11 protein-coding genes are annotated in these 12,444 nt (G+C 35.4%); 5 read left to right on the top strand and 6 right to left on the bottom strand.

Annotation, left to right across the window (positions count from 1 at the left end; genetic code table 11):
• Positions 1–283 precede the first annotated feature (283 nt).
• From ACFOUY_RS18195 to ACFOUY_RS18185, 3 genes are read left to right on the top strand one after another with little or no spacing between them, the layout of a single operon-like run.
• The gene (locus ACFOUY_RS18195) at positions 284–1,825 is read left to right on the top strand and encodes an alpha-N-arabinofuranosidase (protein WP_378962662.1); all 1,542 of its coding nucleotides are present in this window, start codon (positions 284–286) and stop codon (positions 1,823–1,825) included.
• Between the two features lie 7 nt (positions 1,826–1,832).
• Positions 1,833–2,771 (top strand): glycoside hydrolase family 43 protein, encoded by a 939-nt coding sequence (locus ACFOUY_RS18190; protein WP_378962661.1) that lies wholly within the window; start codon positions 1,833–1,835, stop codon positions 2,769–2,771.
• A 2-nt stretch (positions 2,772–2,773) separates the two neighbouring features.
• A complete protein-coding gene (locus ACFOUY_RS18185) occupies positions 2,774–3,742 on the top strand; it encodes a glycoside hydrolase family 43 protein (protein WP_378962660.1) in 969 nt (322 codons plus the stop codon).
• A gap of 5 nt (positions 3,743–3,747) precedes the next feature.
• Here the strand turns inward: ACFOUY_RS18185 and ACFOUY_RS18180 are convergent, their stop codons facing one another.
• The 4 genes from ACFOUY_RS18180 to ACFOUY_RS18165 form a co-directional block, all read right to left on the bottom strand.
• The gene (locus ACFOUY_RS18180; RefSeq protein ID WP_378962658.1) at positions 3,748–5,073 is read right to left on the bottom strand and encodes a rhamnogalacturonan acetylesterase; all 1,326 of its coding nucleotides are present in this window, start codon (positions 5,071–5,073) and stop codon (positions 3,748–3,750) included.
• Positions 5,074–5,551: 478 nt separating this feature from the next.
• Entirely contained in the window at positions 5,552–6,505 is a 954-nt protein-coding gene (locus ACFOUY_RS18175; protein WP_378962657.1) for a cytochrome-c peroxidase, read from the bottom strand.
• 8 nt (positions 6,506–6,513) lie between these two features.
• A complete protein-coding gene (locus ACFOUY_RS18170) occupies positions 6,514–6,891 on the bottom strand; it encodes a hypothetical protein (RefSeq protein WP_378962656.1) in 378 nt (125 codons plus the stop codon).
• Positions 6,892–7,011: 120 nt separating this feature from the next.
• A complete protein-coding gene (locus tag ACFOUY_RS18165; RefSeq protein WP_378962654.1) occupies positions 7,012–9,939 on the bottom strand; it encodes a hybrid sensor histidine kinase/response regulator transcription factor in 2,928 nt (975 codons plus the stop codon).
• Between the two features lie 598 nt (positions 9,940–10,537).
• Here ACFOUY_RS18165 and ACFOUY_RS18160 point away from each other — a divergent pair.
• Both ACFOUY_RS18160 and ACFOUY_RS18155 read left to right on the top strand, forming a co-directional pair.
• Positions 10,538–10,978: an Hsp20/alpha crystallin family protein gene (locus ACFOUY_RS18160; RefSeq protein ID WP_378962653.1), complete on the top strand. Its 441-nt coding sequence runs from the start codon at positions 10,538–10,540 to the stop codon at positions 10,976–10,978.
• A gap of 80 nt (positions 10,979–11,058) precedes the next feature.
• Complete coding sequence (locus tag ACFOUY_RS18155; RefSeq protein ID WP_378962652.1) at positions 11,059–11,364, top strand: hypothetical protein; 306 nt, start codon at positions 11,059–11,061, stop codon at positions 11,362–11,364.
• A gap of 96 nt (positions 11,365–11,460) precedes the next feature.
• On the opposite strand, the gene ACFOUY_RS18150 is transcribed toward ACFOUY_RS18155, so the two are convergent.
• Both ACFOUY_RS18150 and ACFOUY_RS18145 read right to left on the bottom strand, forming a co-directional pair.
• A complete protein-coding gene (locus ACFOUY_RS18150) occupies positions 11,461–11,895 on the bottom strand; it encodes a bestrophin family protein (protein ID WP_378962651.1) in 435 nt (144 codons plus the stop codon).
• Positions 11,896–11,911: 16 nt separating this feature from the next.
• Entirely contained in the window at positions 11,912–12,307 is a 396-nt protein-coding gene (locus ACFOUY_RS18145) for a bestrophin family protein (protein ID WP_378962650.1), read from the bottom strand.
• Positions 12,308–12,444: the final 137 nt, after the last annotated feature.

The raw sequence follows: 12,444 nt of genomic DNA, 5'->3' as shown, positions 1-12,444 counted from the left end.
CCTGCTTTTAGTTTGGATTATCAAAGGATAACACCACTTATAAGCCAATTGTAAATCTTGTTTTTAAAAACAGATAAACTTAGGTTCTTAGATGGGAGAATATTTTGTAACTCAAACATTAAAAAAATAATCGTACCGATAACGTTTATAATCTTAAATATTTTACATTTACATGTAAATTTAACCAAATATAACATGCTTATGAAACTCGATGCGGCTATTAAAAGCCTTGAATTCATATGCTTAACGTTATCCATTAACTAATTGCACTAGCCAAACTATAATGAAAAAAACATTAATTTCTTTGTCGCTACTTTGCTTTGGTAATTTTGCCAATGCACAAACAGAAACGGCACTAAACATCCAAGCTCCAACCGACCAAATTGTAAGTAAGCATATTTACGGTCACTTTTCCGAACATTTGGGTCGTTGTATTTACGATGGTTTTTGGGTAGATGAAAATTCAGCTATCCCAAATAAAGGGAGAATCAGATTAGATGTTGTCGATGCATTGAAAAAAATTAAAGTACCGAATTTACGTTGGCCAGGTGGTTGTTTTGCCGATGAATATCATTGGCGAGATGGGATTGGACCAAGAAATGAGCGCCCGAAAATGGTTAACACCAATTGGGGTGGTGTAGTAGAAGATAATAGTTTTGGCACACATGAGTTTCTTGAGCTTTGTAAAATGCTGGATTGCGAACCATACATTGCCGGAAACGTTGGTAGTGGAACTGTTGAGGAAATGGCTAAATGGGTAGAATATTTAAACTTTGATGGAACGAGTCCGATGACGGCCATCCGTAAGCAAAATGGAATGGATAAACCCTGGAAAGTTTCTTTTTGGGGCGTTGGAAACGAAAGTTGGGGTTGTGGGGGAAATATGACTCCAGAATATTACAGCGATTTATATAGAAGATATGCCACTTATGCCAGAGATTACGAAGGTGCACCTTTAAAAAGAATTGCCAGTGGCGCTAATTCCGAAGATTATAAATGGACAGAAACCTGTATGAAAAATATTGGTGCAGGCAGAATGTGGGGCTTAACGCTGCATTATTACACTTTGCCAACTGGTAATTGGAAAACAAAAGGCTCTGCTACAAAATTTGACGAAGAACAGTATTTCAATACGATGAAAAATTGTTTGCGTATGGAAGAAATTGTAACTAAACACGCTGCCATTATGGATAAATATGATCCGAAGAAAAAAGTTGCTTTAGTTGTTGATGAGTGGGGAATATGGACTGATGTTGAACCAGGAACAAATCCAGGTTTTTTGTATCAGCAAAATAGTTTGCGTGATGCTTTAATTGCCGGAACTACTTTAAACATCTTCAACAACCACTCTGATAGAGTAAGAATGGCAAATTTAGCCCAAACGGTAAATGTTTTGCAGGCACTTATTTTAACCGAAAAAGATAAAATGCTGCTTACGCCTACTTACCATGTTTTCGATTTATACAAAGTACACATGGATGCGAAATACTTGCCAATTAAATTTACAAGTCCAGATTATACTGTAGGAAACAACAAAATTGCTGCCTTAAATGTGTCGGCTTCGCAAGATTCTACTGGTGCCATTCATATTTCGTTGGTTAATCTCGATCCTAAAAATAAAATCTCTATAAATACAAGTCTGGGAGATTTGAAATGGAAAACAGTAACCGGCCAAATTCTTACCTCAGCTAACGTAACAGATATTAATACTTTTGATAATTCTAACAAAATCCATAATGCAAAATTTTCCGGGGCTAAAAAATCAGGAAATAACCTTAAAGTAGAATTACCAGCTCAATCTGTAGTTGTTTTAGAGTTGAAATAATATAGTAATGAAATACAAAATTATTATAACAACACTTTTATTTTTTTCCTTTTTTTTTGATGCTAAGGCACAATCTAAGAAAGAGGTTTACCTTTTTGCCTATTTTAAAAACAATGGTCAGGATGGTTTACACCTTGCCTACAGCAATGATGCTTATAAATGGACGGCACTAAAAAATGATTCTTCTTTTTTAAAACCTACGGTAAGCAAGGATAAATTGATGCGAGATCCTTGCATTATTCGTGGTGCAGATGGATTATTTCACATGGTATGGACAGTTAGCTGGAAAGATAAAGGTATTGGTTATGCTAGTTCTAAAGATTTAATAAATTGGACTGAGCAACAATTTATTCCAGTAATGGTAAAGGAAGATGGTGTAAGAAATACCTGGGCGCCAGAAATTACTTACGACAGTGAAACAGATACTTATATGATTTATTGGGCCTCTACAATTATCGGCAAATTTACTGAAACCGGCTCTGTAATGGATGATGGCTACAATCACAGAATCTATTACGTTACCACAAAAGATTTTAAATCATTTAGCAATACCAAACTGCTCTATGAACCTGGCTTTAATGTTATAGATGCTTCTATTGTTAAAGATAACGGTAAATTTATTATGTTTTTAAAAGATGAAACAAGGGAGCCGACGCAGAAAAACATTAAAATTTCTTACGCCGAGCAACTAATTGGACCTTACTCTAAAGCCAGCGACCCCATTACCGGAAATTATTGGGCAGAGGGACCAACATCTTTAAAAATTAACAACAAGTGGCTGGTTTATTTTGATAAATACCGTGACCACAAATATGGTGCAATTGAGTCATCAGATTTAAAAAACTGGACTGATGTTTCTGATAAAATTTCTTTACCAAAGGGATTAAGACACGGAACTATACTTGTTATCAATCAAAAAGAACTTAAAAAACTATTAAAAAAATGATAATGACAAAGAATTTCGGCTTGTTATTTTTAATGGTTATAATTTTTAATATCGGAGTTAAGGCTCAGGAGAAAATAATTGCATCAAAGGGAAACCCAATTATTACTGATAAGTACACTGCCGATCCTGCTGCTTACGTTTATGGCGATTCGGTTTATCTTTACACAGGCCACGATGTTTCGCCCAAAGGTAACGAACGTTACGAAATGCATGATTGGTTATGTTATTCTTCGGCGGATATGGTAACCTGGAAAGAACATAAATCGCCACTTAACGTTAAAAATTTTATTTGGGCTAAAGACGATGCATGGGCATCGCAAGTGATAGAACGTAATGGTAAATTTTACTGGTATGTAGCCATTTCTCATGGTACTATTCATGGAAAATCAATCGGTGTAGCGGTAGCAGATAATCCTCGGGGGCCTTTTAAAGATGCGATTGGAAGTGCCTTGATTACCAATAATATGACCACCGATGTTAAAATTAGTTGGGATGATATCGATCCGACAGTAATTATTGATGATGATGGACAGGCTTACCTGTTCTGGGGAAACCAAAAATGTTATTTTGCCAAGCTCAAGAAAAATATGATTGAGTTGGATGGCCCTATACAGAAAGTTGATGTGCCGAAATTTACCGAAGCACCCTGGATTCATAAGCGTAAAAACTGGTATTATTTGTCTTATGCATCGGATTTTCCAGAGAAAATTGTTTATGCTATGAGCAAAAACATTAATGGCCCATGGGAATATAAAGGCATTTTAAATGAAATTGCAGGCAATTCTAATACCAATCACCAAGCCATTATCGATTTTAAAGGCAAGTCGTATTTCATTTACCATAATGGAGCTATTAATACCGATGGTGGAAGTTTCAGAAGATCTGTTTGCATCGATTATTTAAATTATAATAGTGATGGTACAATGAAACGAGTGGTAATGACGAGTGAAGGGGTGAGAAAAGTTAAATAAAAATTTTAATTTCCATCGGGCTTAACCAAGCTACTTCTTGGGCTTTCTGTCCACTTCCAAGCTGTTGGCTCATCTGGTTTCGAAGGATCAAAAACAGGTAAATCATTTATTAAATATTTTGTTAAACCTATTTTCTGATCTTTAATTCCATTAATAACACATTTTGCAATTTCATATGCTCCGTAAGGATTAAAATGCGTGTTATCAGCCAAAGGCTTATCCTGCCCGGGGTAACTGTTTGCCGGGTAATGAACCAATGCTTTTTTAGACTTCTCCTCTCCCAAGGCATTAAATAATTGTGCTGTCATCATGTTTAAATCAATTAAGGCAACATTTTCTGATTTTGCAACTTTCCTTGCTGCATCAGGAAAATCGCCTAAAGTGTTTTCTATTTTACCGCTAGAATCAAATACCCTTCTACTTGTTGAGGTAACAATAACCGGAATTCCGCCTTTTTTCCTTACCTCAACAATAAATGTTTTCAATCTTTCTGTGTACGATTTATAAGCACCATCGTTTACTCCTTTTTCTTTTTGATCATTATGCCCAAATTCGATAAATAAGTAATCACCCGGTTTCATTATACTTAAAACTTTTATAAGACGTTTGCTACCAATAAAAGAACCCAAAGTTAAACCAGATTCTGCATGGTTAGCGATGGCAACACCTGGTTTAAAAAAAACTGGAATCATTTGCCCCCACGATGCCCAAGGTTCATCCTCCTGATTTACAACAGTTGAGTTACCAGCTAAGAATACAGTAATCTGATCTTCAACCTTTACAATTTCTATGGCTGCCAGCGTAGTTTTATTATCAAACTCCAGTGTTAATTTATCATCCCAATCCAACTTGGTAAGCTCGCGAGGTTTTAAAGAAACTACTTGTCCGCCAGCTATATTTCTATCTTTAATATTTACTATAAAGCTTTTAGTAACAAATTCTCCCGCCCTGGCGCTTACATCTTCGAGCATTAACCTTCTCGATTCTGCCTTAACTGTTGTAGAAGTTGGTTCTTTAGCATTACCCAAAGTTACCGTAACTTTATAATTTCCCTCTGGCACAGCAACTGAGAAATAAAAAGTTTTATCGCTTTTCACTGCATCTGATGTTAAGGCGTTTTTTCCGCCATTATCTACACCCTCAACTTTTGAATCAAAATCGAAACCATATTTTCCACTGTTCTGAAATTTGGTTTCTGGCAAGACATTAAGATAGCCTTTGGCTATCTTTCCTGAACCAAAATCAAATTTATAGCTGGTTTGCTGAGCTAATAAGGTGGAAGAAAACACAACTAGAGCGGCAATTGTTAAGTTTATATTTTTAGTATTCATTTTAGTTGTTACTGGATTACCATTAATGTTTACTGGATAAAAATTTAAATCTATTGGTTTTTAAATCCGATTACTTTTTCGTAGATATTTGCAGGGCAAGTGACCATATCGGCGGTAACTTGGTCTAAAAAAACGTTCTCCCCTTCCCCACCTGTTTTTCATAGTTCTATACTGCCCTTCTACCTTATTCTTTAATACTTTGTCAAAATTTACTATAGCCTCACAATACTCATAAAGGTTCGACAAATTGCAACTCCATTACTACTAATCATAAGCTCATCGAAAGATGGGCTTTTTTTGTTTAAAAACCTACTTGATGAGTTTGATTTTCTTGGCTATGCTAAGACTGGTAAGTATACTACATTGGCCTTTCGATTATATTCCGTATCAGAATAAGCATATCTTTCACCAGAAATACAACAGATTAGAATAACTGAAAAATGAACAAAAAATATTTATTTTTGATTAAAGAGTTAATTTAAGGTTTCTTTAGCGTATACCTCTTATCAGTCAGTGAAATTAGAAAATTTTCCAAATCAATTTTCTCAGTTTCCGTTAGCTTTAGCGGTTTGGCCAAAAGTGAATCCCTGGTAATAGGATTTGGAACAATTTTATCGGGATCATCATAGTAATCAATCACCTCCCGCAAGGTTTTAAACATGCCATTATGCATGTACGGAGCTGTTATGGCAATATTTCTAAGCGGACCTATTTTAAATTTGCCCAAGTCGGTTGGTTTTTTGGTAACGACCGCTCTACCACTGTCAATGAGTTTTTTCCCATCATATAAACCAATTGCCCGAAACTCTACATTGTTAAAATCTGGCCCGAAATGGCATTGAATGCAATTTGCCTTACCATTAAATAGCAAGAATCCTTGCTTTGCTGATTCGCTTACTGCATCTTGATTATCATTCATTCGCCAATCATCGAAAGGGGTATCAGTTGTTTCTAATGTTCGCTCAAAATCGGCCAAAACAAGCGCTAAATTTTTCCTATTTGGTTCTTCATTAAAAATCTTCTTAAAAGCGTTGCGATAAAACTTATTGGCTTGCAATCTTTTTACCGCCGCCGAAATTGGAAGGTTCATCTCTATTGGGTTTTCAATTGGCATAAGCGCTTGTTCTTCCAATGTCTTCGCTCTTCCATCCCAAAAGAAACTTACTTGCAATGCCAAATTCATTGATGAAGGCGTATTCCTTGTACCTTTCAGATTATTAACCCCTAAACTTAACGCTGCTGTATCGGCAAAAGCAAACTCCTCTTTATGGCAGCTGGCACAGCTGATTTTTTTATTCCCTGAAAGTATAGGATCAGAAAAAAGAATCTTTCCCAAATCAACTGATGTTGTTGGCCGGGCATCAATAAATCCAAACTGAACTGTTAAGCTGGCAAAAGCGCAGATTAAAAGTAAACAACCAAGCTTTTTCATCCTTAACTTTATTTTACTCTTTTGAAAGTAAACCCGTTAGCGCCTTGAACTCTAGCCTTACAACTGTCAGTAATTACATCAAATCTCACCGAATCTTTTTCTCCATACAAGGTTAACTTATATTTTCCATTGTACTTGGAATTGCAGATGGGATCAGCAATAAAAATGGTGTCTTTATCGACATGGTAAGTTCCATTAACAAAGGTTTTCTTATTAGCGAAACCGTCGTAGGTGCCATCCGCTCTAAAAAGTAACATGATGGTCAAAGGACCTTCTTTGTAAACTGTTTTTGATTCCCATTTTCCTAGTAATGGATTGGGCTCACCTATTAATTTGAAGCTGCTAATAACTAAAGCTAATGCAATGATAAATAGTGTTTTTTTCATGACCTTAAGTTTTTATGATATCTTTTTTATACCACAAAGTAACTCAAGGCTAATGGAAAGCTCGTTTGATGTTGTTGCAAATGAATTTGAAAATGTTGCAAATAAGAGCAATAAAGCTTTTTACCGTTTTTGAACTTCACTAGGTGTAAACCCAAAATGCTTTAAAAATGTTGTTGAGAAATTTTGTGGATTGCCATAACCCACCATATAGCCGATTTCGGCAACGGTACCTGCTTTGCTTTTGAGAAGATTAAAAGCATGTTCCATTCGAATTATTCTAATTAAATCCCCCGGACTTTTGTTAATCAATGCAATTAGCTTTCTATGAAGTTGCGTTCTACTTAAACCAATTTCTACACCAAGTTTTTCTACACTAAATTGTTCATCATCTAAATACAGTGTTACCGTATTTTTTACTTTTTCCAAAAAAGTTTTTTCCATCGATGGAAGTTCAGTGGTATTAGAAATCCAAATATTGTTTTTACCATGTGTTTCACGTAGCTGCTTGCGGGTATTAATCAAACTTTGAATAACAGACAGCAGCTCTCTTGGATCAAAAGGTTTACTTAAATATGCATCAGCATTTTGCTCAAAACCTGCAATTCGACTGTCGATATCTGCTTTTGCACTTAAAATAACGACGGGAATGTGGCTCGTTCTAGAATCTGCTTTAACAACATTACAAACCTGATAGCCATCCATCTGCGGCATCATTAAATCAGTAAGAATTAAATCAGGAATGTATTTCTGACTTTCTTTTACACCTTCCATTCCGTTGGAAGCACTTATGATGCGGTATTTGCCTTGAAGAATTTGGGCAATGTAATTCCGGATTTCTACATTATCCTCAATCACTAAAATTAACAGCAAACCTTCGTCTTGATTATAAGCGGCTTGAATGGACTCATCAGCTTCGCTAACCTTTCCAGAACGAGCAATATCTATTGCGTGATCTATTTGCTCTGCCTCATTAATTTGAAACTGTATTTTTACTTCAGTTCCTTCATTTTCAATACTGGAGATTGAAATTGTGCCATTTAAAAGACGAACCAATTCTTTCGTTATCGCCAGCCCAATTCCAGTACCCTCATGTGCTCTTGAATCCGCAGAATCTACCTGATAAAATCTATCGAAAATATAAGGCATTTTACTTTCCGGAATTCCAATTCCAGTATCTGTTATGCTAATTTCGAATAAATTATTTTCTACTTTGGAGACATTAATTGCAATTATTCCTTCTTGTTTAGTAAACTTTATCGCATTCGAAACCAGATTTATAATTATTCGCTCCAGTTTTTCTTGATCGATTGTTAACCAAAGTTTATCCCAAGCAGATTCGAAAGCCAGTTGAATGTTCTTTTCCTTAGCTAATGATTCGAAGGATAAAAAATTATGCTTGATCAACGCTACCAGTTCTACCGATTTATTTTGAGTTTGCATTTCGCCAGATTCTAATTTGCTCAAATCGAGAAGTTGATTAATTAAACCCAATAACCGCTCTGCATTTCTAAATATTGTTCTTGCAAAGCTAGTTAACGTAGCATCTTTTGCATCTTGCAAAATCTGCCTCGCCGGACCTAAAATCAGCGTTAATGGCGTTCTGAATTCGTGGGTAAGGTTGATGAAAAATCTGGATTTTACAACATCCATTTCACGGAGTTTATCTGCTTGTTGTTGCACTTCAAGCGTTCTTTCGGCAACCGTAATTTCCAATTCCTCTGCTTGATGTGTAATCAAATCCAGCTTTTCTTTTTCTTGAGCTATGGCTTTCACTGATAACTGCTCAACCTCTACTAAACGGGAAGAAAGATTTTGATTGGTTCGTGCAAAATCAAGCGCTAAATAAATGGAATAACAGAAAGGAAACGACAACAATCCAATAGCCATAGTTAAACAGCGTAAAGGATAATTTTGCCACAACTTAAATGCGTCAGCTCCAACTAAAAAATAGAAGAATAGAATTATAATCATGCCCACCCCAACAATCCAGGCATAAGGAATTTGACTTCGGATGGTTTTAAAAAGTCGCCAAAGGCTATCCAGCATGATGATTAGAAAGATAATATCCGATCCATCAAAACCATCATGCAATGGAAAAAGAAAATATTTTACGAGGTAAATAATGGTAATAAAAGCTACAGCAATACTTTTCCAGCGTGGAATGTTTAGGTTGCCAACTTTATAGAGCAAAACCCATGCAATAGCTTTGCCTATTATAGAACTTACAAAAAAAAGTGAGTCAGAAAGTTTTTGGATTTCGGGCGAAGGGGAAATGTTGTACATGCAAACAGACCAGGAAGTTGCAGCAAAAAGCACAGAATAAAAGAAGTACCAGAGGTTTAATTTTTGTTTGGGATAGAATAAAAAGAAAAAAAGATGGAGTAAGCCTAAGGCAAATTGAACTGCGATTGGGATTAACATATATTCAAATAGCATTTTCTTATTCTTGGAAATGGTATGCATTTTAATATATTCCCCAGCCCAGATTTGAAAACCGACAAAATCGTTATACACAGGTTTATAATTGGCATATTTAATCGCGACAAGATGTGGAAGGGTATCATTGACCTGGAATGGAATTATTTCAAATGGCATCCTCTCATTTTTCGTAGCAGCCTGAGTAGTGCCAATTTGTCCAAACCCTGTCTTGAATAAGCCGTCCAAATAAATTGCAGATGCACCATCATGATTGATTCTTAAGCCAAGTGTTTTTCCTATTAATGCACTATCAACTGAGATCCACAATCTAAACCAACCTATTCCTTTCCAGCCTGAAGGCGTATCTTCTTTACCAAATTTTGGCTCAACCTTAATCAGTATGCTGTCTGCACTTTTTTCCTTGCCCCACTTACCATCAGTATCGGTAGTAAAAAACCATTGCTTATTGCTTAAGCTGAATTCTCCTAATTTACTATCAATGCTGTCTTTATTAATCAGAGTAATAGTTTGCTGCGAATAGACTGTGGCAATAGAAACAAAACATAGCATCATCACTAAACAAATGTGATTTTTTTTCAGCGCTTGATGCATTGTAACTAACAGATTCATAAAAAGTTGATACTTGTTATCCGAAGATAAAAAATAATGTCAACATTCTTAATTTGTATATAGTGGGCTTTTCGCGTTGGATTTTGGCAACTTCGAAACTCATTTGTATTTATGAACAAATAAGATAAAACACAATTACTATATTGAACAGATAGAAATATCTATCTCAAGTTTCTCATTGTTATTTTGAACTAAAAATGATTAAGAATGCTAGAGAAAATAAAAAGTCATTTAGATGCTCCGACTTGAATTTAGATGCTTGTATTAAACTGATTCAAAAGTTGGCAAGTAACAACCTTTAATTTAAAATAAGCCCCAACTTTCGCCAATCGCTTTAATTACATCTGCAAAGAAGCTAATTTCAATTCCCTTAAAACTCAATATATCTCATTTATAAAAAACACTTTAATCGGAAAAAATTTCAGTTTCGACCTGAAAATTTTTCAGAAAAAATGAAAAAATTTCAGATTAAAGCTGCTGCCGGCAATCTCATTGACATTTGGCACAACGGTTGATACAAACTGTATGTACCCACTGGGAGCATAAAAATTAATTAATTATTAGTCCATTTATTATTAAACCATTAAAAGGAAAAGCTATGACATTGGTTAAATTCAATCCAGAAAAAAAGAATAATGTATTATTGCCAGGCTTTAATGACATTTTCGAATCCGTTCTAAGCGACACTTTCTTTTCAGACCGAAGAATGAACAGCGTACCTTCTGTAAACATTTCAGAAACGAGCGATGCCTATCAAGTAGAGCTTGCCGCACCGGGTCTTAAAAAAGAAAATTTCAGGATAAACCTTGAAAAAGACATGTTAACCATTTCTACAGAAAATGTTCAGCATGGCAATAAAGAGGACAAAACCTATAATAGAAGAGAGTTTAGCTACAGTGCCTTTACCAGAGGGTTTACATTACCTGAGAGCGCTGATGTTGAGCGAATTGAAGCTAGCTATACTGATGGAATCTTAAGTATTAACCTTCCAAAAAGAGAAGAAGCAAAGGCAGTTTCAAGACAAATTGAAATTCAGTAATTTTAAAGAATGCCGCTTTAAAAGCGGCATTCTTGATTTATTAAGATTGTATTATCTGATTAACTCAAAATTTAAAGGATATGGAATTCAACCTCTTGATTTCTTTAAATCTACCGAATAGAAAAATACCCTACGGCAGGTTCCTGCTTGGCAAAGATGCCAACTTTGCTAACGAGCTGTTTTTGCAGTTAAAGGGAAAACCTGATGGAACAGAAAATCACAATTGTATAAAAATCGAACTTTCAGAAGAAATTCTGGGGTTACCTGTACCTATTGCCATACGGTCTTGTACGCTAGATGAACTGAAAGAAAATGTATCCATAATCTCTAAAGAGATTTTCCGCATTGCTCATTTGGAAGATGGTGCTGATCAGATTTTAAGCTGAAGAATACGAAATTTTGCTAGAATTAGATTTAAGAATTAAATAAGCTACTTCATTAATAAACTCGGATCCCTTATAATTTCTAGCAAAGGCTAAAAATTACATCGCATAAAAACTGTAAGGCTCAACTGGTTTGGGAATTTCACTTTCGCCTAATAGCTGTTTAATATTGATTTCTATATTTGTTGCTATAGTGGTCATAGCAGTATCTGTAGGTCGGTTACTGAATGGATCCTGCAAATGCATCGCCGATTTTTCGAGCAAAAAGAAAGCACTTGAGATCACCAGAAGCAATGGTATCTCGAAAAAGCTATCGATATTCCGAAGGGCTATTGAGAGCGTGACAACGAAAATATAAATAAAAAAATGCAAAAATAAACGGTATGTTTTAGGGAATACAGTAGTCTTTATTCTTTCAGCCATGCCCATTGCGTTAGAAAAATTGACACATGTAGTATTGATTTGTATGTGACTGAATAATTCAAGTGCTCCCTGATCCCTTAGCGCAGCTATTTGCAGTGTATTAAGCTGCAAAAGGGCAAGTGGTTTATTATTGTGGGTGCCTATACTTACTTTCCAGGTCAGTCTTTGTAATATACTTATCTAAGTCTTTCATTGCATCGCCCCCTCTGAGGCTTTGTCCAAGGCTAAAACACCAGGCAATATGCCTGTAGGCAATTTCCTTAATTTCTTTTTTTGAGGATTCAGATACAAATGACTGCAACTGTAGCACAAGTGTGCGACTATCATTCACAATGCTCCCCCAAATTTTCCGGGCTTCCCACCACCTGTCGTAAGACTGGTTAATTTTAAAAGATAAGATTACTGAAATTGCGGTACCAATAAAAGTGGGTATGGCTATTGGCATTTCAGGGATCAGGTTTTTGAATTCACCAGTTAAATAGTTAACCAGCAGACCTATAATTAGCACATAGGCGAGTTCCATTTTTATTTTTTTTAAAATGTAAGTTGCTGGTATCGTCTTGTTCAGAAGCATGGATGAATCATATTAAACTCAAAAATAAAAAAGATTTGAGCTTTACAAAAAGTATTTATTTTAAGATGAATAGCTATAAGTTGTTT

Origin of the sequence: Pedobacter jamesrossensis (genome assembly GCF_042650905.1) — a bacterium.
Taxonomy (GTDB): domain Bacteria; phylum Bacteroidota; class Bacteroidia; order Sphingobacteriales; family Sphingobacteriaceae; genus Pedobacter; species Pedobacter jamesrossensis.
The sequence above is the reverse complement of the archived record's forward strand: the minus strand, read 5'-3'. Positions and strand labels throughout refer to the sequence as shown.

What these genes read in the sequence shown, in the direction of transcription:
- ACFOUY_RS18165 (WP_378962654.1), bottom strand. Translation starts at nt 9,939, where the DNA reads ATGAATCTGTTAGTTACAATGCATCAAGCGCTGAAAAAAAATCACATT.
- ACFOUY_RS18190 (WP_378962661.1), top strand. Translation starts at nt 1,833, where the DNA reads ATGAAATACAAAATTATTATAACAACACTTTTATTTTTTTCCTTTTTT.
- ACFOUY_RS18195 (WP_378962662.1), top strand. Translation starts at nt 284, where the DNA reads ATGAAAAAAACATTAATTTCTTTGTCGCTACTTTGCTTTGGTAATTTT.
- ACFOUY_RS18160 (WP_378962653.1), top strand. Translation starts at nt 10,538, where the DNA reads ATGACATTGGTTAAATTCAATCCAGAAAAAAAGAATAATGTATTATTG.
- ACFOUY_RS18175 (WP_378962657.1), bottom strand. Translation starts at nt 6,505, where the DNA reads ATGAAAAAGCTTGGTTGTTTACTTTTAATCTGCGCTTTTGCCAGCTTA.
- ACFOUY_RS18185 (WP_378962660.1), top strand. Translation starts at nt 2,774, where the DNA reads ATGACAAAGAATTTCGGCTTGTTATTTTTAATGGTTATAATTTTTAAT.
- ACFOUY_RS18155 (WP_378962652.1), top strand. Translation starts at nt 11,059, where the DNA reads ATGGAATTCAACCTCTTGATTTCTTTAAATCTACCGAATAGAAAAATA.
- ACFOUY_RS18145 (WP_378962650.1), bottom strand. Translation starts at nt 12,307, where the DNA reads ATGGAACTCGCCTATGTGCTAATTATAGGTCTGCTGGTTAACTATTTA.
- ACFOUY_RS18180 (WP_378962658.1), bottom strand. Translation starts at nt 5,073, where the DNA reads ATGAATACTAAAAATATAAACTTAACAATTGCCGCTCTAGTTGTGTTT.
- ACFOUY_RS18170 (WP_378962656.1), bottom strand. Translation starts at nt 6,891, where the DNA reads ATGAAAAAAACACTATTTATCATTGCATTAGCTTTAGTTATTAGCAGC.